19 protein-coding genes are annotated in these 21476 nt (G+C 62.7%); 12 read left to right on the top strand and 7 right to left on the bottom strand.

Annotated features, from left to right (window positions below):
- The first annotated feature begins 37 nt into the window (after positions 1-37).
- Genes SU48_RS07175 through SU48_RS07160 form a run of 4 tightly spaced genes read left to right on the top strand, consistent with a single transcriptional unit; the run spans position 38 to position 3685 of the window.
- Positions 38-916, top strand: a complete 879-nt coding sequence (locus tag SU48_RS07175) for a C40 family peptidase (protein WP_064014654.1) — start codon at positions 38-40, stop codon at positions 914-916.
- On the top strand, positions 886-1950 hold the full coding sequence (locus SU48_RS07170) for a dipeptide epimerase (protein ID WP_407919256.1): 1065 nt from the start codon (positions 886-888) through the stop codon (positions 1948-1950). The genes SU48_RS07175 and SU48_RS07170 overlap by 31 nt, the downstream gene beginning before the upstream one ends.
- Entirely contained in the window at positions 1947-2477 is a 531-nt protein-coding gene (locus tag SU48_RS07165; RefSeq protein ID WP_064014652.1) for a hypothetical protein, read from the top strand. The genes SU48_RS07170 and SU48_RS07165 overlap by 4 nt, the downstream gene beginning before the upstream one ends.
- A complete protein-coding gene (locus SU48_RS07160; protein WP_064014651.1) occupies positions 2474-3685 on the top strand; it encodes a Gfo/Idh/MocA family protein in 1212 nt (403 codons plus the stop codon). The genes SU48_RS07165 and SU48_RS07160 overlap by 4 nt, the downstream gene beginning before the upstream one ends.
- 65 nt (positions 3686-3750) lie before the next feature.
- Here the strand turns inward: SU48_RS07160 and pdxT are convergent, their stop codons facing one another.
- From pdxT to rho, 5 genes are all read right to left on the bottom strand, one after another.
- Positions 3751-4362, bottom strand: a complete 612-nt coding sequence (pdxT, locus tag SU48_RS07155) for a pyridoxal 5'-phosphate synthase glutaminase subunit PdxT (protein WP_064014650.1) — start codon at positions 4360-4362, stop codon at positions 3751-3753.
- A 221-nt stretch (positions 4363-4583) separates the two neighbouring features.
- A complete protein-coding gene (gene pdxS / locus SU48_RS07150; protein WP_064014649.1) occupies positions 4584-5489 on the bottom strand; it encodes a pyridoxal 5'-phosphate synthase lyase subunit PdxS in 906 nt (301 codons plus the stop codon).
- A gap of 75 nt (positions 5490-5564) precedes the next feature.
- Positions 5565-5978, bottom strand: a complete 414-nt coding sequence (locus tag SU48_RS07145; RefSeq protein ID WP_082869707.1) for a response regulator — start codon at positions 5976-5978, stop codon at positions 5565-5567.
- A complete protein-coding gene (locus SU48_RS07140) occupies positions 5975-7390 on the bottom strand; it encodes a peptidoglycan DD-metalloendopeptidase family protein (protein WP_231881554.1) in 1416 nt (471 codons plus the stop codon). Before SU48_RS07140 ends, SU48_RS07145 begins: the two co-directional genes overlap by 4 nt.
- Before the next feature lie 84 nt (positions 7391-7474).
- Complete coding sequence (gene rho, locus SU48_RS07135; protein ID WP_064014648.1) at positions 7475-8755, bottom strand: transcription termination factor Rho; 1281 nt, start codon at positions 8753-8755, stop codon at positions 7475-7477.
- Positions 8756-9534: 779 nt separating this feature from the next.
- Here rho and SU48_RS07130 point away from each other — a divergent pair.
- Together SU48_RS07130 and ileS are read left to right on the top strand one after the other, a co-directional pair.
- A complete protein-coding gene (locus SU48_RS07130; protein ID WP_064014647.1) occupies positions 9535-9879 on the top strand; it encodes a DHCW motif cupin fold protein in 345 nt (114 codons plus the stop codon).
- Between the two features lie 246 nt (positions 9880-10125).
- Positions 10126-13404, top strand: coding sequence for an isoleucine--tRNA ligase (ileS, locus tag SU48_RS07125; RefSeq protein WP_064014646.1), 3279 nt, complete (start codon positions 10126-10128; stop codon positions 13402-13404).
- 85 nt (positions 13405-13489) lie between these two features.
- Here ileS and SU48_RS07120 read toward each other — a convergent pair whose 3' ends face one another.
- On the bottom strand, positions 13490-14335 hold the full coding sequence (locus SU48_RS07120) for a DegV family protein (RefSeq protein WP_064014645.1): 846 nt from the start codon (positions 14333-14335) through the stop codon (positions 13490-13492).
- Positions 14336-14612: 277 nt separating this feature from the next.
- Here SU48_RS07120 and bshA point away from each other — a divergent pair, with 277 nt between their 5' ends.
- The 5 genes from bshA to tpiA all read left to right on the top strand — a co-directional run bounded on the left by bshA (position 14613) and on the right by tpiA (position 19398).
- Complete coding sequence (gene bshA, locus SU48_RS07115; RefSeq protein WP_157451107.1) at positions 14613-15797, top strand: N-acetyl-alpha-D-glucosaminyl L-malate synthase BshA; 1185 nt, start codon at positions 14613-14615, stop codon at positions 15795-15797.
- Positions 15798-15987: 190 nt separating this feature from the next.
- Positions 15988-16980 (top strand): type I glyceraldehyde-3-phosphate dehydrogenase, encoded by a 993-nt coding sequence (gene gap, locus SU48_RS07110; protein ID WP_064014643.1) that lies wholly within the window; start codon positions 15988-15990, stop codon positions 16978-16980.
- A 200-nt stretch (positions 16981-17180) separates the two neighbouring features.
- Positions 17181-18350 carry a phosphoglycerate kinase gene (locus SU48_RS07105; RefSeq protein WP_064014642.1) on the top strand — a complete coding sequence of 390 codons (1170 nt, stop codon included), beginning with the start codon at positions 17181-17183 and terminating at the stop codon, positions 18348-18350.
- 14 nt (positions 18351-18364) lie between these two features.
- On the top strand, positions 18365-18667 hold the full coding sequence (locus SU48_RS07100) for an NIPSNAP family protein (RefSeq protein WP_082869706.1): 303 nt from the start codon (positions 18365-18367) through the stop codon (positions 18665-18667).
- Positions 18664-19398, top strand: a complete 735-nt coding sequence (gene tpiA / locus SU48_RS07095; RefSeq protein WP_064014640.1) for a triose-phosphate isomerase — start codon at positions 18664-18666, stop codon at positions 19396-19398. The genes SU48_RS07100 and tpiA overlap by 4 nt, the downstream gene beginning before the upstream one ends.
- Before the next feature lie 98 nt (positions 19399-19496).
- Here tpiA and SU48_RS07090 read toward each other — a convergent pair whose 3' ends face one another.
- Positions 19497-20027, bottom strand: coding sequence for a DUF1697 domain-containing protein (locus tag SU48_RS07090; protein ID WP_064014639.1), 531 nt, complete (start codon positions 20025-20027; stop codon positions 19497-19499).
- Between the two features lie 36 nt (positions 20028-20063).
- On the opposite strand from SU48_RS07090, the gene asnS reads away from it, so the two are divergent.
- Positions 20064-21419, top strand: coding sequence for an asparagine--tRNA ligase (asnS, locus tag SU48_RS07085; protein ID WP_064014638.1), 1356 nt, complete (start codon positions 20064-20066; stop codon positions 21417-21419).
- Positions 21420-21476 lie beyond the last annotated feature (57 nt).

Here is a 21476-nt window from a genome sequence, read left to right as displayed (position 1 = left end):
TCATCTCCTCACCGCGCCTATGCTCTAGGCTGGGGCCATGACTGCTGCACCTCCCTTAGACACGCGCCTGCACGCCTATGACCCCGAACGCCGCTTGGCCGAAACAGGCTTGCAGGGCCAGTTGGAAGGCGGGGATTGGCACTGGCTGACGCCGCGAGCGCGCTGGGCCGGGAATGCCCGCCTGAGCCTGCGGGCCGCGCCGGATGCAGGGGCCGAGCAGGTGAGTGAGGCCCTGCCGGGAGAGCCGCTGTCGGTGCTGCACCGGGAGGGAGACTGGTCGTGGGTTAAGACTGGGCACGACGGCTATCCGGGCTGGGTGCGGGCGGACGGGGTGCTGGACGGGTTGCCCACCGGAGAAACGCTGACGGTCACAGCTTTACGTGCCCATGCGTATGCCCGCCCGAAGGTCAGTGCGCCCATCATGGCCGAGCTGTGTTTTGGGGCGGCAGTGGTACAGGGCAGCGGCGAGAATGTGACCGAGGGGGGCCGGGTCTGGCGGCCTGTGCTGCTGCCGGACGGCGCGGCGGCGTGGGTGCAGGCGGTGTGCTTTTTGCCTGTTTCAGAGGGTGATCTGGCCGACTTCGCGCTGCGTTTTTTAGAGGTTCCGTATGTGTGGGGGGGCCGCTCTGCGTGGGGACTGGACTGTTCGGGGCTGTCGCAGGTGGCGTATGCGGCGGTTGGCCGGGCCTTGCCGCGTGATGCTGATTTGCAGCAAGAGGCACTGACGGCAGTGACCGAGCCGACGCGCGGAGATCTGGCGTTTTTTCCCGGTCATGTGGGCATCATGCTGGATGAGCGGCGCATGCTCCACGCCAACGCCACGCACATGCGGGTGACGGTGGAAACGTTCGGGGAAGGCGACTACGGCACGCGGCTGGCGGCGAGTTGCACCGGGTTCGGGCGGTGGACGGCTTGAACCTGACTTGGGAGACCCTCTCTTGGGAAACACTGGAACTCCACACCGCGCAGCCGTTCGGCATTGCCCGCTGGACGCATTCGGTGTATCCGCGCACCTTCGTCAGCCTGACGCACGAGGGCGTGACCGGGCAGGGCGAAGCCGCACCCAACGCCTTTTACGGCGAAACGCGTGCTACGGTGGAAGCGGTGCTGCCGCTGCTGGCCGGGGCCGTTTCTGACGATTTGTGGGACTGGGACGGCCTGCATGCCCGCCTCACCGCGTTGATGCCGTTTCACCATCCGAGTGCCAAATGTGCGCTGGAAATGGCCGTACTGGAGTGGTGCGCCCGGCGGGTGGAGCTTCCGGTGGGGCGGCTGCTGGGCCTCTCCCCCGCTCCCATTCCCGAAAGCAGTTACACGGTCAGTTTGGCCGACTTGCCCGAGATGCGGCGGCAGGCGCGGGAAGCCGTAGGGCGCGGGCACGGGATTTTGAAGGTCAAGTTGGGCACAGAGCGCGATGAGCAGATCGTGGAAGCGTTGCGCGAAGAAGCGCCGAACGTGGCCCTGCGGGTGGATGCCAACGCCGCGTGGACGCGCCCGCAGGCGAAACGGATGCTGGGCGTGCTGGACGCGGCCCGCGTGGAGTTTGTAGAGCAGCCCCTCGCGGCGGCGGATTTGGAGGGGCACGCCGCGCTGCGGGCGGTGTCCCACGTGCCCATCGTGGCCGACGAGAGCCTGCACTCTGTCTCGGATGTGCCTGCTTTGGCGGCGGCCTTTGACGGCGTGAACCTGAAATTGGCGAAACTGGGGGGGCCGTTGCAAGCCCTACACGCGCTGAGGTTGGCCCGCACGCACGGCCTACAGGTCATGATGGGCTGCATGATCGAAAGTTCGCTGGGCATCTCGGCGGCGGCACAGTTGGCAGGCGCGTGCGACTGGGCCGACTTGGACGGGGCGTTGCTGCTGGCTGACGACCCTTACACGGGGCTGGACTGGCAGGCCGGAACGGTGGGAAGGCCGACTGGCATAGGCTGGGGCGTGACGCGGGCGTGAGTGAGGATGAATTGCTGGATGCGTTGCGGACACGAATAGCCCATCACGCCGCCGATGAAGTGAAGGATGCGAAGGTCGGCACGCCCCTCACTGCCGCAGATGTGCAGGCCGCCGTCCAAGAATTGGAGATGCCAGTTCCTGCACTCTTGGCGCGTGTTCTGACTGAACTTGGGAACGGTGATTGGGGGCCGGGATACGGTTTCTATCCGCTCCTCGTGCCAGAGAACCAAAACCTGAGCTTATCTGTGACGGAATTGGAAACCAGCAGCGTCCAGTGGATGCGCGACTGCTCTCCGGATGGTTGGCCGCGCCAGCTGCTTTTTTTGGCCTATTGGGGATGTAACGTCAGCTCGATCCTGAACTTGAAAGATGGACGGGTCGGCATCTTTGATTTCTCGGTGTTGGCTGACACTGAGGATTTAACGGGTGCAGCAGAGTCGATCTTGTGGCAAGCAGAGTCGTTGCACGACTGGCTGAGCCGCTGGGTGGATGGGGAATCGCTGTTTTACGAATTGGATCAGTCATGAATTCCGTCCCAACCATCGCCATTCTCGGCTGCGGCAATCGGGGCGCGGATGTCTACGCCCGGCATTTGGCCGCACAGGGCGCACAGGTCACCCACCTGATTGACCCCCGGCCCGCGCGGTTGGCCGAAGTCGCCGCGCGGCATGGGCTGGGTGCGGGTGCCTGTTTTGCCGATACCGACGCCTTTTTTGCACTGGGGCGGGTAGCCGATGCACTGGTGATCGCCACACCTGACGACGCGCATGTGGGGCCGTGCCTGCAAGCGCTCGCGCTCGGCTACGACGTGCTGTTGGAAAAACCCATCTGCTTGCAGGAATCCGATTTAGACCTGTTGCTGGCGGCAGAAGCGGCGTCTGCTGGACGGGTGACGGTGTGCCATGTGCTGCGGGCCACCGCCTTTTTCGGAGCAATACGGGCCGTGCTGGATTCGGGGCGACTCGGGCGCTTGGTGGGCATTCAGCATGCTGAAAACGTGGCGTACTGGCATTACGCGCATTCGTTCGTGCGCGGCAATTGGCACTCCAGCCCGCCTGCCGCGCCATTCATTCTCGCCAAAAGCGGGCACGATCTGGACTTATTGCGCTGGTTCGCGGGTGCGCCGCCGCTGCGGGTCTCCAGTGAGGGTGGGCTGCATCATTTCCGGCCCGAAGACGCTCCAGCGGGGGCCACAGACCGCTGCGTGACGTGCCCGGTGGTGCAGTGTCCCTACGATGCCCGCGCTATCTACGAGGGGCGCGACCCGGCGGTGTGGCCCGTCACGGTTCTCACGGCGGGTGGGGTCACATTGGCCGATGCTTTAGCACATGGCCCGTATGGCCGCTGCGTCTACGGCGGTGGCAACAACGTCGCAGACCATCAGGCCGTGACCGTCACATTTGCCAATGGCGTCATCGCCCAGCTCACGGTCAGCGCGTTTACGCACAACAACACGCGCACGCTGAAGCTGCTGGGCACGCACGGCGAACTGCGCGGCCAGATGGAGCGGGGCGAATTGGAGTTGCACGACTTCCGCACGGGTGAAGTGGAACGCTGGGCGGTGAACGCGGCGGGCAATCACGGCGGCGGTGACGTGGGCTTGGTGGCCGCGTGGCTCGCGTACCTACGGCGTGAAGGTGCGCCGCCTATCCCACTGGCCGAGTCGCTGGATTCGCACCGGATGGCCTTTGCGGCAGAACGGGCACGGCTGGCGGGGACAGTCGAACGGGTGTGATGAAGGCGGAAAATAGGTAAGTGAAATCATTCACGATAAGTCTAGTTCGTGAATAATTTGTTTGCCTATCTGACACTTTCCAAGACCGTTTCGTTGACCAGACCGAGGAAAAGCTCGTGTAGACGCGGGTCAAGCGTCAGCTCCGGGTGAAATGAACTGGCGAGGAGGCGGCCTTGGCGGGCGAGGACGACTTGGCCGTCATGCTCGGCCAAGATCTCTACGCCCTCGCCCACGCGTTCAATTACGGGGGCGCGAATAAAGACGGCGGGAAAGGGTTGCTGGAGGCCAGCCACAGCCAGCGGCGTCGTGAAGGAATCCACCTGCCGCCCAAAGGCGTTGCGGCGGACGCGAATATCCATCAGATTCAGGCTGTCCTGCACGCCGAATTGCGGCGGTGCGCCCTGCACGTCACGGGCCAACAGAATGGCTCCGGCACAGGTGCCCCAGAGTGCGCCGCCGCGTGCGTAAAAGTCTCGGACAGGCTGCCAGAGGACGTAATCGGTCATCAGGCGGGCCATCGTGGTGCTTTCGCCGCCGGGAATGATCAGGCCGGACAGGCCGCGCAGATCGGCGGGCAGGCGCACTTCTTTCACAGGTGCGCCGAGCGTTTGGAGGCGGTGGCGGTGTTCGCGGAATGCGCCTTGCAGGGCCAGAACGCCGAGTGTGGGCTGAGTCATGGGAAACCTCATGGAAACAGGGAGAGCGGTGGTGGCCGTCTCCCCTGTTTGGGTGGTGAGTGGTGGGGTGATTCAGATGACCCTCAGACGTCGCCGCTCTCGTTCCGAATATGCCCCAACACCGGGCAAACTCTACACTTCCACTGCGACGTCTGTTGTTCGCTTCTCGCTCTGCTCGGTTCAGTCGGGGCTAAATGGCGACTGTCTTATCAGCCGCTGTCTTACCAGCCGCGAGAAGCCAGACGCTCGGCGGGAATCAGGTCATCAATATTGATGCCAGTCATGGGTGCGCCGAGGTTTTCGCTGATTTCGGCCAGCATGTCGGGGTTGTCGAAGTGGGTCACGGCCTTCACGATGGCGTGGGCGCGGCGTTCGGGGTTGTCGCTCTTGAAGATGCCGCTGCCCACGAAGACGCCGTCTAGGCCGAGGTGCATCATCAGGGCGGCGTCGGCGGGGGTGGCGATGCCGCCCGCAGCGAAGTTGACGACGGGCAATTTGCCGTGCGCGTGAACGTACTGAATCAGGTCGTAGGGAGCCTGAAGATCGCGGGCCACCGTCATCAGTTCTTCGGGCGGGCGGGTCTGGATGGCGCGAATTTCGCCCAAAATGGTGCGGGCGTGCCGGACAGCCTCGATCACGTTGCCGGTTCCGGCCTCGCCCTTGGTGCGGATCATGGAGGCCCCTTCTCCAATGCGGCGCAGGGCCTCTCCGAGGTTCTTGGCCCCGCAGACGAACGGCACTTTGAAGCCGTGCTTGAGGATGTGGAACTGGTCGTCGGCGGGGGTCAGCACTTCGGATTCGTCGATGAAGTCCACGCCGAGCGCCTGCAAGATCTGGGCTTCCACGATATGACCGATGCGGGCCTTGGCCATTACGGGAATCGTGACTGCGCCGATGATTTCCTTGATCATGGAGGGGTCGCTCATGCGGGCTACGCCGCCGTCTTTGCGGATGTCGGCAGGCACGCGCTCAAGGGCCATCACGGCGGTGGCTCCGGCAGCTTCGGCAATGCGGGCCTGATCGGCGGTGACCACGTCCATGATGACGCCGCCCTTGAACATTTCGGCAAAGCCCTGCTTGATCTGTGGGGTTCCAGTTTGGGGGGTTCCGGTCTGAGAATCGGTCATGAACAGAGCGTAAAGAAAATCTGACCCCAATGATAGGGCCAGATGAGGGGCGAAAATGGGGTCAGTCTGTTGAAATCAGTCCGAGGGGCGATTTCGGGCGGCGCGGGCCACCTGACCGATGACCTCGACCAGCTGAGACGGGCGAAAGGGCTTGACGAGGTAGGCCGCGATCAGGGCGTCTCCGAGGTCGGGCACCTGTGCGGCGCGGTTGAGGCCCGATAGGAACACGACCGGAGGCAGCGCGGGGCCGAGGGCGGCGTGCAATTGGCGCACGGTTTCGAAGCCGTCCCAAGGGGTCATCAGGATGTCGAGGACGATCACGTCGAAGGCCCGCGACTGGGCCAGAGCTAGGGCGTCTGGGCCGCTGCGGGCGGTGGTCACGAGGAAGCCGCTCATGGTGAGGGTCAGGTCGAGCAGCTCCAGAATCTGGGCCTCATCGTCCACCACCAACAGGTGCAGGCCCGCGTCTTCCCCGTGCGGCTGGGTCATGGCAGCAGCGCCAGTGGGTCAACCGTTTGCCCGCCGAGCCGAATTTCGAAGTGCAGGTGCGGGCCGGTGCAGATGCCGGAACAGCCCACGTAGCCGATAAGTTGGCCGCGAGACACGGTTTGGCCCGCAGCAACGGCAGTGCGGCTCATGTGGCCGTAGACCAGCGTGGCATTGCCGCTGGCCGTGAACACGTTCAGGCCATACGCGCCGTAGCCGCTTTGGGTCACCGTACCGCCCGCCGCCGCGTAGATGGGCGTGCCAGTCGGGGCGGCCAGATCGATGCCGCCGTGAAACACCTGCTGATGGAAGGGAATATCGCGCTCGGCGTAGCGGCTGGTGATGCGGTAGGAACGCATAGGCCAGCCCAGACCGCCGCCCGCTGTGACGCGGCCTACCACCTCCCCCCGGCCTATGTTCGAGCTGGAGGCTGCGGTGGTGGCAGCGGCGCGGTTGGCGGCGGTCTGCTGCTGGGATGCTTGTAATTGGTCTGCCCGTTCGCGGGTGCGGCGGGCAGCCTCTGCCGCTTCAAATTGCACCTGACGCTGGTAGGCGGCGATCCTGCGCTGGCGCTCCGGGCTGGTCTTCCAGGCAAGGTACGCCTCGTATTTGGCCTGCTTGGCGTATTTTTCCTCCAGCCGGGCGCGTTCGCGGTCTTTTTTCCACTGCGTGAAGCGGGTGTACTGGGCCAGAATCCGGGCCTCGGCGTCGGCTTTTTCCTCGTTCTCGCGGCGTTCTACGAGTTGCTCGTGAAAATCTTCGGCCAGGATGCCGGGCAGAAGCAGTTCGTCGCCTACCCCCAGTTCGGTGGGCAGCACGCCGTTGGCCTGCGCGGTGGCCTGCAAGTCTGCGCCGTAGCCTGCGATCAGGGACAGGGCGGTCTGACCAGGCTTGATGCGGACAAGGACGCCCGTTTCGGCGGTGGGAATCCGCACGGTTTCGCCGGATTTCAGGTCGTCCAGGCTTTCGCGCTCCAGATTGACGCCCAGCAGTTCGGTCAGCGTCAGGCGGTGGCGGCGGGCTACCAGATCGAGGGTCTCGCCGGGACGCACGGTGTAGTCGATGACCGACTCGGGGCGCACGGGGACAGCTGCCGCCTGCTCGGCGGGCAGTTTGACGCGGCGCACCCGCACGCCCGGCTCCGGTGTCGGCAACAGGTCGACGGCCTCTGCGGGCACGCCGTAGCGCCGGGCCACCGCCGCCGAGGTTTGGCGGGCGTCGGTGACGATCAGGAGCGTGGGGGCGGCAGAGGCCCGCTTGAGGGACACGGCGGGCGGAGGCACCAGCAGCGCGGCGGGGTCGCGCAGCAGGGGTTGAGCGTCGGCAGCGCCGGGCAGCCACGCAAGAAGGGTCAGGCTGAGGGCAGAGAGGATGGGAGCGCGAGAGGCCGGGAAAGGGTGAGAACGGTCAGGCACTAACAGACTCCGGTCAGGGGATACCGCCTGCCCACACGGGAAACAGGCGGCAAGAAAGAAGGAAAGGCAGGCACAGGCAGAGGATCAGCCGCCTGCCAAGGCCTGCAAGAATTCGACGTTGTTGCGCGTTTTGCCCATGCGCCCCAACAGCATTTCCATCGCGTCGGCAGGATCCATGTCACTGATGACTTTGCGCATCAGCCACATTTTTTTCAGGACTTCAGGCTGAAGCAGCAGTTCCTCGCGTCGGGTTCCCGATTTGAGGATGTCCATGGCCGGGAAGATGCGGCGTTCTTCGAGGCGGCGGCTCAGGACAAGTTCGGCGTTGCCTGTGCCTTTGAATTCCTCGAAGATCACGTCGTCCATGCGCGAGCCGGTTTCGACGAGCGCGGTGGCCAGAATGGTCAGGCTGCCGCCCTCGCGGATGTTGCGGGCCGCGCCTAAAAAGCGCTTGGGCCAGTGCAGCGCGTTGGAGTCCAGACCGCCCGAGAGGGTGCGCCCGGTGGGAGGCGTCACGAGGTTGTTGGCGCGGGCAAGGCGCGTGATGGAATCGAGCAAGATGACGACGTGGCCGCCTTCCTCGACAATCCGGCGGGCGCGTTCGTGCACGAATTCGGCCACCCGGACGTGGTGCTGCGGCGGCTCGTCGAAGGTAGAGGCGATCACCTGTGCGCCCTGCACGCTTTCGCGGAAGTCGGTCACTTCTTCGGGGCGCTCATCGACCAGCAAGACCATCACGGTCACGTCGGGGTAGTTTCGAACGATGGAATTGGCGATCTTTTTCAGCAGCGTGGTCTTGCCTGCTTTGGGCGGCGCGACGATCAGGGCACGCTGGCCCCGGCCAATCGGCACGAGCAGATCCACGACGCGCAGGCTCAGGCCGTCGTCGGTGCCGGGTTCTTCCAAGACCAGCTGAATATCGGGAAACGTCGGCGTGAGGTCGTCGAAGCGGGGGCGGCGGCGGGCGGCTTCGGGGTCGAGGCCGTTGACGGCTTCCACCTGAATCAGCGAGCCGTAACGCTCGTTTTCACGGGGCCTGCGGGCGCGGCCAATCACGTCGTCCCCGGTACGCAGGTGAAACTGCTTGATCACGCCCGCCGTGACCAGCACGGAGCGGGACGCCGGATCAAGCAGATCGGACTGCAAGAAGCCGTAGCCGTCGGCGCTGATTTCCAGAATGCCGCGTGCCAATACCTGCCCGTCGCGGTCAGCCTGGCGCTCCATGATGGCCAGCGACAGGGCATCTTTTTTCAGCTTGCGGTAATTTTCTATGCCGTACTCGGCGGCAATCAGGTGCAGTTCGGGCAAAATCTTTTGCTGAAGCTCGTGAAACGGCAGGGCAGGCTGAGACTGAACGTCTGTCATAGAGACTGCTCCTGAATAGTTTTGTGCTGCAGAGGGCTCATCTTGTCTGGCCTCTGGCACGGGCCATTTTTATTGAAATAAGCAGTGATCGGGTTTGAAAACACCGCTGTATCTGTAAAAAATTTCATGTTCTCACTCCCTGTAGGGAATTGTAAGCGCAACTCGTTCAGGAATCCATGACCAAGTCGTCAGTAGCGGAAAGCGGCCCGCCGTTGGCAGGAGGCTGGCTCCGGAAAGCGGGGCAGCGGCGGGAGGCCAGAAACTCTGGCACCATTGCAGCGCTGCTGCTGTTCTTCCGTAGGCCTTAGCATACCCACAAGTGGCAAGGGGGATCTGTAAATGTCTGGCACTGGCGTGTAGAGACGGCCATCCGTCATCTGACGCATTGACCGTTGCCATGATGCCGCCCTACCATGAGCATTGCCCCGGCTCCCAGATGAGCCGGGTGCGACAACACAGCAGCGAACGTCAGGCCAGTAGAGAGTGCAGGGCAGCCACAGCGAATCAGGGACGGTGAAAGCCTGATGCCAGCCGCACCCACCGAAGATCTCCTGCCGCGCTGGGCGAAGAAAGGCCCCACAGGCCGACTAGACCGCCCCGGACACCCCCCGACAGAGGGCCGCAACGAGACTCCTCCACTTTAAGAGGTGAGGGAGTGAAGTTGGGTGGTACCACGCACAACCGCAGCAGACTGTACAGGCGGCGCGTCCCAGCATTTTCCGCTGTGGCGTGCCGCCTTTTTTGTGCCGCCTTCCCCCTCATCTCCGCGAGGTTTCCGTATGCAACTCACCGATATTCCGTTTGGCGTGACCGATTGGGCCACCGTTGCCTCCACGCACCACCCCGGCGAAAGGGGTACGGCCACGTGGCGCACACAATATTTTGGGCCGGATGGGAACCAGACGCGGGTGCGCTGCGTGGAGTACAGCCCCGGTTATCTGGCCGATCACTGGTGCAGCAAAGGCCATGTGCTGCTGGTGCTGGAAGGCGAGTTGCTGACCGAGCTTGAAGATGGCCGCACTTTTACCCTGCGCGCAGGCATGAGCTATCAGGTGGCCGACGCCGCAGAGGCCCACCGCTCCAGCACGGGGGAAACGGGCGCGAAGTTGTTCATCGTGGATTAGGGGCAGTCTAAGGGTCTAGTGTCTAAGGGACTAAGAAACCCAAACGACGATGCAGTTGTCCTCCCCTTTAAGGGGGGGCATTGCGGAGCAATGGGGGGGTTCACCCAGAATCTCACCGCCCCTGCACCCTAGACCCCGCCCCCCAAAACCTCAATCCTCTGCACCTTAGACCCTTGACCTTTAAACCCTTAGACTCCGCCCCCAGAAACTTACCGCCCTATCAACTTCTACCCAAAAGGACACCCCATGACCAAGCCTTCAACCGATCAGCCCCAGACAACCAACAGGTTCTCGCCCGTCCCTTCTCAACCAAGCTTTAAGGACATGGAAGCCGAAGTCTTGGCGCACTGGCAGGCCAGCAGTGTGTTTGCCCGCACGCAGGAGCGCCGTGAAGGGCAGCCGGAATTCGTGTTCTATGAAGGGCCGCCCACCGCCAACGGGAAGCCCGCACTCCATCACGTGCTGGCGCGGTCTTTCAAGGATCTGTTTCCGCGCTACAAGGTGATGCAGGGCTATCACGTGACGCGCAAGGGTGGCTGGGATACGCACGGCCTGCCCGTCGAAATCAGCGTAGAGAAAAAACTGGGTCTCACGGGCCGCAATCACGGGGCCAGCCGCGCCGAACTGGAAGAATTTAACCGCCTGTGCCGCACCAGCGTCTGGGAAACCATTCAGGAGTGGAATACGTTTACGCAGCGCCTCGGTTATTCGGTGGACTTGGACGATGCGTATGTGACGTACAAAAACGACTACATCGAGTCGGTGTGGAACCTGCTGGCCCGCCTGCACGCCAAAGGCTTAGTGCAGCAGGATTACAAGGTGGTGCCGCTCTCTCCGCGCATCAGCACCACGCTGTCTAAGGCCGAATTGGGCGAGGTGGATTCTTACCGGATCGTGGACGATCCCAGCGTGTACGTGCGCTTTCCGGTGATCTGGGACACGCTGCCGGATGCGGCGCGGGCGGCGTTGGCAGGCGTGCCGGAAGGCGAGCGCGTGGGCCTGAGCCTGCTGGTCTGGACGACGACGCCGTGGACGTTGCCGAGCAATACGTTGGCGGCGGTGAACGCGGGCCTGACGTATGTGGCGGCAAAAGGCCAAGGTGGAGTCGTTGTGGTGGCCGAAGATGCCCTAGAGCGCTTGAATGGGCTGCACAAGGATTCCCCGGCGCTGGAAGTCTTGGCGCGGTTTTTGGGGCAGGAGTTGGAAGGCATGGAGTACGAGCCGCCGTTTCCGGAAGTGGCGGTGGAACTGGGGGCCGTGAAAGTGCTGCACGAGCGCACCCCCGAAGGCCGCCCGGTCATGCATTTTGTGACGCTGGCCGACTTCGTGAATGCCGCCGACGGTTCGGGTGTGGCGCACGAGGCCCCGGCTTACGGCGCGGAAGACTTGGAACTGGCCCGCAAATACGGTGTGCCGCCCATGTTCGGCGTGGACGATCACGGCATCTTGCAAGTCACGGCAGAGCGCGGCAAGTTCTTCAAAGACGCCGACAAGGGTTTGATCGCTGACCTGAAGACACGCGGCTTGATGTTCTGGTCAGGCACGCTGCGGCACAGGTACCCGTTTCATGACCGCACGGGCGACCCGATCCTGTATTTTGCCAAGAAAGGCTGGTATATCCGCACCAGCACGGTTTCGGAGCAAATGCAAGAAGAGAACCAGAAGATCAACTGGGTTCCGGCGCACATCAAAAACGGGCGCTTCGGCAACTGGCTGGAAGGCAACGTGGACTGGGCCATCAGCCGGGAACGGTACTGGGGCACGCCGCTACCGTTTTGGGTGGCCGACGACGGTGAGTTGATCGTGGTGGGCAGCGTGCGCGAGCTGAGTGAATTGGCGGGCCGTGACCTGTCGGAGTTGGATCTGCACCGCCCATACATCGACGACATCACCTTCGAGAAGGGCAGCAAGAGCTACCGCCGCGTGCCGGAAGTGCTGGACGTGTGGTTCGATTCGGGGTCGGTGCCGTATGCCCAGTGGCATCTGCTGTTGGACAAGGCAGGCGAAGAGGCTTTGCCGGGAACGGAAGACCAGAAGAACGTCTTCGAGCGGCACTATCCCGCCGATTTCATCAGTGAGGCTATAGACCAGACTCGCGGGTGGTTTTACAGCCTGCACGCCATTTCGACGATGCTGTACGGCCAGCCCGCGTATAAGAACGTGATCTGCCTCGGGCACATCGTGGACGAAAAGGGCGCGAAGATGTCCAAGAGCAAGGGGAACGTGGTGGAGCCGCTGCCCATGTTTGACCGCTACGGGGCCGACAGCGTGCGCTGGTATATGTTCATGGCGTCCGATCCCGGCGATCAGAAGAGGTTTTCCGAGCGCTTGGTGGGCGAGGCGCAGCGCAGTTACGTGAACACGCTCTGGAACGTGTATTCGTTCTTCGTGCTGTACGCGAATTTGGATCAGCCGGACTTGGGGGCCGCGCCTGCGGTGAATGAGCGGCCAGAAATTGACCGTTGGCTGCTGGCGAGGCTGGAAGAAACCGTACAGGACGTAACAGCCGCGCTGGATTCCTACGATGCACGCGGCGGCGGGCGGGCGCTGGAGCGCTTTGTGGGCGACCTGAGCAACTGGTACGTGCGCCGCAACCGCTCACGGTTCTGGGGCGAGGGCGGGCAAGTCGACACTGCTGCGTATGCCACGCTGCACGAAGCTTTGTTGGTGGTGTCGCAACTCACCGCGCCGTTTACGCCGTTCTTGGCCGATGCCCTGTACCGCAACCTGACGGGTGGGCAGGGACAAGACAGCGTGCACGTGACCCAGTGGCCGCAGGTGCGCCCGGAGCGGCTGGATTCGGTGCTGACGGCAGAAATGGACGGCGTGATGAAGGTCGTGGATTTGGGCCGGGCGGTGCGTGGGGCGCACAACCTCAAGACCCGGCAACCGCTGGCAGGCGTGACGGTGCGGGCGGGCACGCCGGAGCGCACGGAATCCCTGCGCCGCTTCGAGGGCCAGATCGCTGAAGAACTGAACGTGAAGGGTGTGACCTTTCTGGAGGCCGTGACTGACTTGGTGCAGTACAGCCTGCGCCCCAATTTGCCCGTGATCGGCAAAGTGTACGGCAAGCAGTTGCCCGCGCTGAAGGCGGCGTTGGCGGCGGCAGACGCGGCGGCGGTGGCGGGGGCGGTACAGGCGGGCCAGAACTTTACGGTTGGAGAGTTTGATTTGACCCCAGACAGCGTGCTGGTGGATGCCCGCTCGCCGGAAGGGGTGGCCGCTGCCGAGAGTGACGGGTATCTGGTGGCCTTCGACACCACCCTCACGCGGGAACTGGTGCTGGAAGGGCTGGCCCGCGACCTCGTGCGCGGCGTGCAGGAAGCGCGGAAGGCGGCGGGCTTTCAGGTGCAAGACCGGATTGCGCTGGGGCTGGTACTGGAAGGCGACGCCAAGGACGCGGCGGAGGCGTGGCAAGACTTCATTGCCGGGGAAACACTAGCGACCCGCCTCAGCTTCGGCCCCGCAGAGGGCTTCGAGGCGGACGTGGAAGGCGGGAAAGCGTACCTGACCAAACAAGGTTAAAACGGACAGAAGAAGGGGGCCAGAGCGTCAATGCTCTGGTCCCCTTCTTCTGTTCCCACGCTCTACGATCTACCCGCCAGGTTCCTCACGCCTCTACGGGCCGCGCCATGAATCCGTAAGTTCCCGGCCCCACGTGCGCCCCGATCACCGGCCCCATCAGTTGCACGCGGCCTTTGGCAACGTTCAGGCCACTGGCGATCATGGCGGCTCGGAGTTCGGCGATACGGGCGGGATCCCGTCCGGCATGGGCGATGGTCACGCTTAGGGGTGTATCGCCGTAGCGTTCCCTGATCGTGCCCAGCAGATCTTGGGTGGCACCTGTGGCCCGCACGCGGCGCACGGCTTTCAGCTGGCCGCCCGTAAAAGCCAGCACCGGGCGCATACCTAGCACATTGCCGAAAAATTCCTGAGCGCGGCCAATGCGTCCGCCCCGGCGCAGGTATTCGAGGCTGGGCACCGTGAATTCGGCGTGTAGGTCACGGCGCACCGTTTCTACAGCCTGACGGGCGGTTTCGGCTGTGCCTCCGGCCTGCACCGCTTCACGGGCGGCGATCACGGCTTCGGCCAACGGCGCAGAAGCGAGGCCCGAATCCACGATATGGATGCGGCGGGCCGCTCCCAAGCGTTCAGCGGCCTCGCGGGCGTGCTTCACCGTTTCTGAGAGTTGCCCGGACAGATGGACGGAGACGATCTGCTCGTGGGTGGTCAACAACGTTCGGTAGGCCGCCTCGAAAGCGTCGGTGGTCACCGGCTGGGTGCTGACGCTGCCACCTGCCCGCAAGTGGTCATACACGGCGTCCGGGTCTACTTCTTGCCAGTCCAGCAGCGAGCGGCTGCCGAGTTGCACACTCAGGGAGACCGTGTGGATGCCCAACTGCTGGGCGGTGTCTGGATGAAGATCACATGTAGAGTCGGTGAGAACGGCGAGCATATCTGGCCGAGCTTAGGCAACCGCTGGGGCGCTGTCTGTACGGTTCCCGGCGCAAAGCGTAGCAAAAATGACAATGAGAGATCATGAAGTGGGGGTGGGGGGTGAAGTCCTCCAAATGTGCTTGACCTGTCCTCTGGTCTGCGCCCCCGATCCCTCGCCCATTTCTTCAGGAACTCGAAACCTGCCTCGGCTGTGCTTGACACGCTTGTGACGTGGGGGGAGTCCTATACTCCGCAGCCATGACCTACTTTTTCTTATTTTGTTCTGATTGTTCTGTGTGCAGGAGCCGCCGTTGAAGGTGGCCGTGTTGTGCCATGCCAGCGCGGGCGGATCGGGCGTGGTGGCTACCGAATTGGGGCTGATGGTGGCGCAGGCGGGCCATGAGGTGCATTTCGTGGGGTCAGCGCAACCGTTCCGGCTCTCTGGGCATGGCGGCGTGCAGGGGCCTTTTTTTCATCAGGTCAGCGGCTTTGCCTACGCGCTGTTCGATCAGCCTTACCCGGAGTTGGCGGCGGCTAATACCCTGACCGAAGTGATTTTGGAAAAAGGCGTGGAGCTTACGCACGCGCACTACGCCATTCCGCACGCGACGGCGGCTATTCATGCGCGGGCCATGACAGGTAAAACGCGGGTGATGACCACGCTGCACGGCACAGATGTGACGCTGGTGGGCGCGGAACCGGCTTTCCGGCACACCACGCGGCATGCCATAGAACGCAGCGACCACGTGACGGCGGTGTCGCAGTTTCTGGCCGACCAGACGCGGGAAGTCTTCGGCCTAGACCGCGAAATAGAAGTGATTCACAACTTTGTGGACGCCGGACGGTTCGTGCGAATTACCGATCCCACCGTGCGTGCCCGTTTTGCCCACCCCGACGAAGCCCTGCTGGTGCATGTCAGCAACTTCCGGCCCGTGAAACGTGCAGAAGACGTAATCGAGATTTTTGCGCGGGTGGCCTCCGAGATTCCGGCCCGCCTGCTGATGATCGGAGACGGCCCAGAGCGGCCCCGCGCCTTCGAGTTGGCCAAGACGTTGGGCGTGATTGGGCGCACGCATTTCTTGGGATCGTTTCCGGATGTGCAGACCGTTCTGGGCATCAGCGACCTGTTTTTGCTCCCCAGCAGCAACGAAAGCTTCGGGCTGGCGGCGCTGGAAGCCATGAGCTGCGAGGTTCCGGTGGTGGCGACCCGCGCCGGGGGCATTCCGGAAGTGGTGGAGGAAGGCGTGACCGGATTCCTGACCGAAGTGGGAGACGTGGACGCGATGGCCGACGCTGCGCTGAGGGTGCTGCGTGACCGCGAACTGTACCGGCGCATGGGGACGGCGGCGCGGGTCGCGGCCACCACACGCTTTCATCCCGACCAGATCGTGCCCAAGTACTTGGAAGCCTACGCACGCACGGTGGCAGGCGGCATGGTGGGCGCTGATCCGGCCAGCACGTACAGCCGCAGCCGACATTGAGCGCCACTTCTAGACAGCTGGCTCTGAACTCAGTCTAAAGACGGGTTGGTGTCCAGAAGACACGAAGCCGCCGCGTACCGGGTAGAGTAGACTCGCTCACGCGTGGTCAGCAGGATGGACTTCTGACCCGAACTCTGTTTGCACTCGATCTCTCAGTAGGCCCATTTCAGGAACACTTCAAGGAGGCAGTATGAAGGTAGGCATCAACGGGTTTGGCCGCATTGGCCGTCTGGTCTTCCGCAATCTGGTGGAACGCGGCGTGGAAGTCGTCGCCATCAACGACCTCACCGACAACAAGACGCTGGCGACCCTCCTGAAGTACGACTCCACCGCCGGACGCTTCAACGGCACCGTGGAGTATGACGACACCAGCCTCACCGTGAACGGTAAGAAGATTCAGGGACTGGCCGAGCGCGACCCCGCCGCCATTCCTTGGGGCGAATTGGGCGCAGACATCGTGATCGAGTCCACCGGCATCTTTACAGACCGCGCCGGAGCCAGCAAGCACATTCAGGGCGGCGCGAAGAAAGTCATTATTACCGCTCCTGCCAAGAACGAAGATATTTCTATCGTGCTGGGCGTGAACGAGCAGGACTACGATCCCGCCAACCATCACATCATCTCTAACGCCAGCTGCACCACCAACAGCCTCGGCGCGCCCATGAAGCTCCTTGATGAAGCGTTCGGCATCGAGAAAGCCATCATGACCACCGTCCACAGCTACACCAACGATCAGCGCATCTTGGATTTGCCTCACAGCGATCTGCGCCGCGCCCGTGCTGCCGCCGTGAACATCATTCCCACCAGCACCGGGGCGGCCAAGGCCGTGTCTCAGGTCTACCCCGCCCTGAAGGGCAAGTTCGACGGAACCTCGTTGCGCGTGCCTACGCCCGTCGGTTCCATCAGCGACGTAGTGGTCATCGTGGGCCGTGAAGTGACCGTAGCCGAAGTGAACGACGTGTTCCGCAAAGCCGCCGAAGGCAGCCACAAGGGCATCATCTCGTACACCGAAGACCCTATCGTGCTTCAGGACATCGTGGGCGACCCCCACAGCGCCATCATCGACGGCGGCCTGACCATGACCATGGGCAACCTGATCAAGTTCTTCTCGTGGTACGACAACGAGTGGGGCTACTCCAACCGCATCGCGGACTTGGTGCAACTCGTTCAGGAAAAAGGCTAAACAAGCTTTGGGAGATGGGCTATGGGTCTGGAGCAGCAACGCTCTCGCCCGTAGCCCATTTTGTATGTTGCCCAGAGAGAAAGCCGGAGCTTGTTGTTTGTGATTCGGCTGTAGAACATAGCGTCGAGCTTGATGTGCTGACGTTCGGCTCAGTGCCGCAAGTGACGCAAGGCGATTCAACCCGAAGAAAAGGAGCAACGATGCAAACACTGGATTCACTGAACGTTTCAGGCAAGCGCGTGCTGGTGCGCGTGGATTACAACGTGCCCCTCAAAGACGGCGTGGTGCAAGACGATACCCGCATCACCTCTAGCCTGCCCACCATTCAGGCGCTCTTAGACGGCGGCGCGAGCGTGGTGCTGATGAGCCACTTGGGACGCCCCAAAGGTGGCCCGGAAGCCAAATACAGCCTGAAGCCAGTGGCCGAGGCGCTGGAAAAGGTGCTGAAGCGCGACGTGCGGTTTATTGGCAGCCTGCCCAGCAGCGACGAAACCCTGAACGACGTGCAGGAAATGCAGCCGGGTGATGTGGCCCTGCTGGAAAATGTGCGCTTTGAGGCGGGCGAGGAAAAGAACGACGCGGCCCTGTCGGAGAAGTTAGCGCGTTTGGGCGACGCTTTCGTGCTGGACGCCTTTGGGAGCGCACACCGCGCTCATTCGTCAGTCAGCGGTGTGGCGGCGCACTTGCCCCATGCAGGCGGAACCCTGCTGGCCGCCGAAGTGGTGGCCCTCAGCAAGCTGCTGCACGAGCCGGAGCGTCCGTATGTAGTCATTATCGGCGGCGCGAAAGTCTCCGATAAACTCTTGGTCATCGAAAACCTGTTGCCGGTGGTAGACCGCATGCTGATCGGCGGCGGCATGGCCTACACGTTCGTGAAAGCGCAGGGCGGCAAGATCGGCAAGAGCATTCACGAGGACGACTTTTTGGACAAGGCGCGTGAACTGCTGGGCAAATACGGCGACAAGATCGTGCTGCCCACCGATACGCTGGCGGGCGACAGCTTCAGCGCCGAGGCCAATACCCGCGTCGTGCCCACCGCCGACATTCCCGACGACTGGGAAGGCATGGACATCGGCCCCGACAGCCAGAAGGCGTTTACGGAGGCCTTGCAGGGAGCCAAAACCGTGTTCTGGAACGGGCCGATGGGTGTGTTCGAGTTCGCGGCCTTTGCCAGCGGCACCAACGCTATTGCCAAAGCGGTGGCCGACTTGGGGCCAGACACCTACAGCGTTATCGGCGGCGGCGACAGCGTCAGCGCCATCAACAAGAGTGGGCAGGCAGACCGCGTGAGCCACATCAGTACCGGCGGCGGTGCAAGCTTGGAACTGCTGGAAGGCAAGGCACTACCGGGCGTGGAGGCGATGAAATAGCTCCTGTCACCTGCTTGTTACGCTATGAACTGAAGGCGGGGCGGGAAGCTGACTTTGAGACCTACGGGCGCAAGTGGATCACGCTCGTGAACCGGTTCGGCGGGCAGCATCACGGGTATTTCATGCCCTCCGAGGGCGCGAGCGACGTGGCCTACGCGCTGTTCACCTTTCCCAGCCTTGCCGCGTATGAGACGTACCGGGCAGCGTCGGCTGCCGATCCGGTCTGTCAGGCCCTTTTTAAAGAATTGCCTGCGCTGATGCACCGCTATGACCGCACCTTTTTAAGACCCGTCCTAGACGGAATGGAGCCCCAATGAAGAACCTACTCGCGCTGAACTGGAAGATGAACAAAACGCCCTCGGAAGCTCAGGCTTGGGCCGAGGAACTGAAAACCCAATTGACGCTAGGGGATGCCGAACTGGCGATCATGGCCCCGGCCATTAATCTGCAAGCCCTGTCGTGGTTCTTGAAAGATTCTGGCGTCGCCATCGGCGGTCAAGATGTCTCGGCGCACGAATCGGGCGCGTATACAGGCGAGATCAGCGCGGCGATGCTGAAGGATGTGGGGGCGAAATACGCCGTCGTGGGTCACAGCGAGCGGCGCGAGTATCACGGCGAAACCGACGCGGTGGTAGCGACCAAAGCAGCGCAGGCTCAGGCGGGCGGTTTGGTGCCGATTGTTTGCGTGGGCGAAGGACTAGATGTACGCGAACGCGGCGAGCAGGTGCCGTACACGTTGGCCCAGTTGCGCGGCAGTTTGGCGGGCGTGGGCGCGGACGTTGTGATCGCTTACGAACCCGTGTGGGCCATTGGCACGGGCAAAACCGCCACCGCTGAGGACGCTGAGGAATTGGCGGCGGCGATTCGTGCCGAGTTGCATACCCTCTACGGCGAGGCTGCCGAGAGCATCCAGATTTTGTACGGCGGCAGCGTGAAGCCTGACAATATCGCTTCTATTTGCGCCAAGCCGAATGTGAACGGCGCGTTGGTGGGCGGCGCGAGCCTGAAAGTGGCTGATGTCGTGGGGATGAACGACGCTCTGAAGTAAGGCTGGAACCTCTGCCCCGCTGTGAGTTGGCGGGGTTAGTGGTAAGATAGTAGGTGAAAGTATTCACGATGAATCTATTTCGTGAAAACTCTGTTTCTTTATCTGATGCGTGCTGTCAGGGCTTCCACCGTTTGCCAGTTCCGCACCGTTGCAGACGCATTGAGCACCCGTTCTATCAGGGCATGGGTCAGCCGCGCCGCTTGGGTCCCATTGGGGTAATGCAGATGCAGATCACGCCCGATGAGTGTCCAGAGATCGGGCGCGAAGTCTTGGGATTGGAGGGCCGCCACGCGCTCTGGCTCTGGTGTGTGCGAGAGGAAGGCGACATGGGTCTGCTTGCCCGCCGCGTATGGGCTGGAGAGAGCTTGAAACTCGGCAGCGGTGCGGAGGGTGATGGCTACGGGGAAGCCGAATTCTGTTTGCAGAGCGGTGAAAATGACGGGCAGCAATTCCGCCTCTCCCCTGTCGCTGCTGAAGACGGCGTTCCCACTTTGAATGTAGGTTTGGACGTCGCTCAGGCCTAAACCGGACAGCACACGGCGCAAGTCGGCCATCGGCACGCGGCGATGCCCGCCTACGTTGATGCCGCGCAGGAGCAAGACAAACCTTCCAACCCCAGCGCCAGCCATAGAAGAAGTCTAGCCCGCCCGCCTATACTTCCGCTCATGGCATCAGAGTTTTCTGCAACCACCACTATTCGTGACCTGAAACAACATATCGGCCAGACCGTGACGCTGGGCGCGTGGCTGACCGACAAGAGCGGCAAAGGCAAGATTCAGTTTCTGAAACTGCGTGACGGCACGGGATTCGTGCAGGGCACGGTATTTAAGGGCGACGTGACCGAAGAAGTCTTTGAGGCCGCCAAACGGCTGACGCAGGAGCAGGCCGCCTGGATCACGGGCGAGGTGCGGGCCGACGAACGCGCTCCGGGCGGCGTGGAACTCAGCGTGCGTGAGGTAATGCCGATTGGCGAGAATCACGGTGAATACCCGATTACGCCCAAAGAACACGGCATCGAGTTTTTGATGGACAACCGCCATTTGTGGCTGCGGCACCGTCGCCCGTGGGCCGTGCTGCGGGTGCGCGACTGCGTACAGCGGGCCATCACCACGTTTTTTCACGGCGAGGGATTCGTGCGCTTCGACGCGCCGTTCTTTACGCCCAATGCCGCCGAGGACACCACAGAGCTGTTTGAAATAGATCTGTTTGGCGAGGACAAAGCTTACCTGAGCCAAACCGGGCAACTGCACGCCGAGGCCGGGGCGATGGCGTTCGGCAAGGTGTATACCTTTGGCCCCACCTTCCGCGCCGAAAAGAGCAAAACGCGCCGCCACCTGCTGGAATTCTGGATGATCGAGCCGGAAGTGGCCCCCAGCAACCATGAGCAGAATATGGCCCTGCAGGAGCGCATGATCAGCTTTATCGTGCGGCAGGTGCTGGCGGAATGTGCAGCAGAGCTGGAATTACTGGGCCGTGATGTGAGCCGCTTGCAGGGTGCGGCGGAGGGCAACTATCCCCGCGTGACGTACACCGAGGCGCTGGAGATCATTCGCACACGCATCGAGGCGGGCGACTTGCCCGACAACGTGCAGGCCGATGTGCAGCCCGTGGAATGGGGCGACGATCTGGGTGCGCCGCATGAAACCATCGTGGGCAGTGCCTTTGACCGCCCGGTGATGATCGAGAAGTACCCGGCGACGATCAAGGCCTTCTATATGCAGCCCGACCCCGAAGACCCACGCTTGGCTCTCTGTGACGACATGATCGCCCCCGACGGCTACGGCGAGATTATTGGTGGCAGTCAACGTATTCACGATTACGACTTGCTGAAAAGCCGGATCGAGGCGCAAGGATTGCCACTGGAAGCGTTCGAGTGGTACTTGGATTTGCGGCGGGTGGGCAGCGTGCCGCACGCGGGCTACGGTATGGGCCTAGAGCGCGTGATCGCATGGATAACGGGAATTGACCATATTCGTGAGGCGATTCCGTTTCCCCGGATGCTGACGCGGATGCGGCCTTGAACTGAGAGTCCGATAGGAAGGTATGCCCCCGGTGTGAAGGCTGGGGGCATTTTGCTC

Origin of the sequence: Deinococcus puniceus (assembly GCF_001644565.1) — a bacterium.
GTDB lineage: Bacteria > Deinococcota > Deinococci > Deinococcales > Deinococcaceae > Deinococcus > Deinococcus puniceus.
This window is presented reverse-complemented; position numbering and strand designations above follow the sequence as displayed.

Coding starts and splice junctions, on each gene's coding strand:
- SU48_RS07175 (WP_064014654.1), top strand. CDS start 38: ATGACTGCTGCACCTCCCTTAGACACGCGCCTGCACGCCTATGACCCC.
- SU48_RS07160 (WP_064014651.1), top strand. CDS start 2,474: ATGAATTCCGTCCCAACCATCGCCATTCTCGGCTGCGGCAATCGGGGC.
- pdxT (WP_064014650.1), bottom strand. CDS start 4,362: ATGACTCAGCCCACACTCGGCGTTCTGGCCCTGCAAGGCGCATTCCGC.
- pdxS (WP_064014649.1), bottom strand. CDS start 5,489: ATGACCGATTCTCAGACCGGAACCCCCCAAACTGGAACCCCACAGATC.
- SU48_RS07145 (WP_082869707.1), bottom strand. CDS start 5,978: ATGACCCAGCCGCACGGGGAAGACGCGGGCCTGCACCTGTTGGTGGTG.
- rho (WP_064014648.1), bottom strand. CDS start 8,755: ATGACAGACGTTCAGTCTCAGCCTGCCCTGCCGTTTCACGAGCTTCAG.
- SU48_RS07130 (WP_064014647.1), top strand. CDS start 9,535: ATGCAACTCACCGATATTCCGTTTGGCGTGACCGATTGGGCCACCGTT.
- ileS (WP_064014646.1), top strand. CDS start 10,126: ATGACCAAGCCTTCAACCGATCAGCCCCAGACAACCAACAGGTTCTCG.
- SU48_RS07120 (WP_064014645.1), bottom strand. CDS start 14,335: ATGCTCGCCGTTCTCACCGACTCTACATGTGATCTTCATCCAGACACC.
- gap (WP_064014643.1), top strand. CDS start 15,988: ATGAAGGTAGGCATCAACGGGTTTGGCCGCATTGGCCGTCTGGTCTTC.
- SU48_RS07105 (WP_064014642.1), top strand. CDS start 17,181: ATGCAAACACTGGATTCACTGAACGTTTCAGGCAAGCGCGTGCTGGTG.
- tpiA (WP_064014640.1), top strand. CDS start 18,664: ATGAAGAACCTACTCGCGCTGAACTGGAAGATGAACAAAACGCCCTCG.
- SU48_RS07090 (WP_064014639.1), bottom strand. CDS start 20,027: ATGGCTGGCGCTGGGGTTGGAAGGTTTGTCTTGCTCCTGCGCGGCATC.
- asnS (WP_064014638.1), top strand. CDS start 20,064: ATGGCATCAGAGTTTTCTGCAACCACCACTATTCGTGACCTGAAACAA.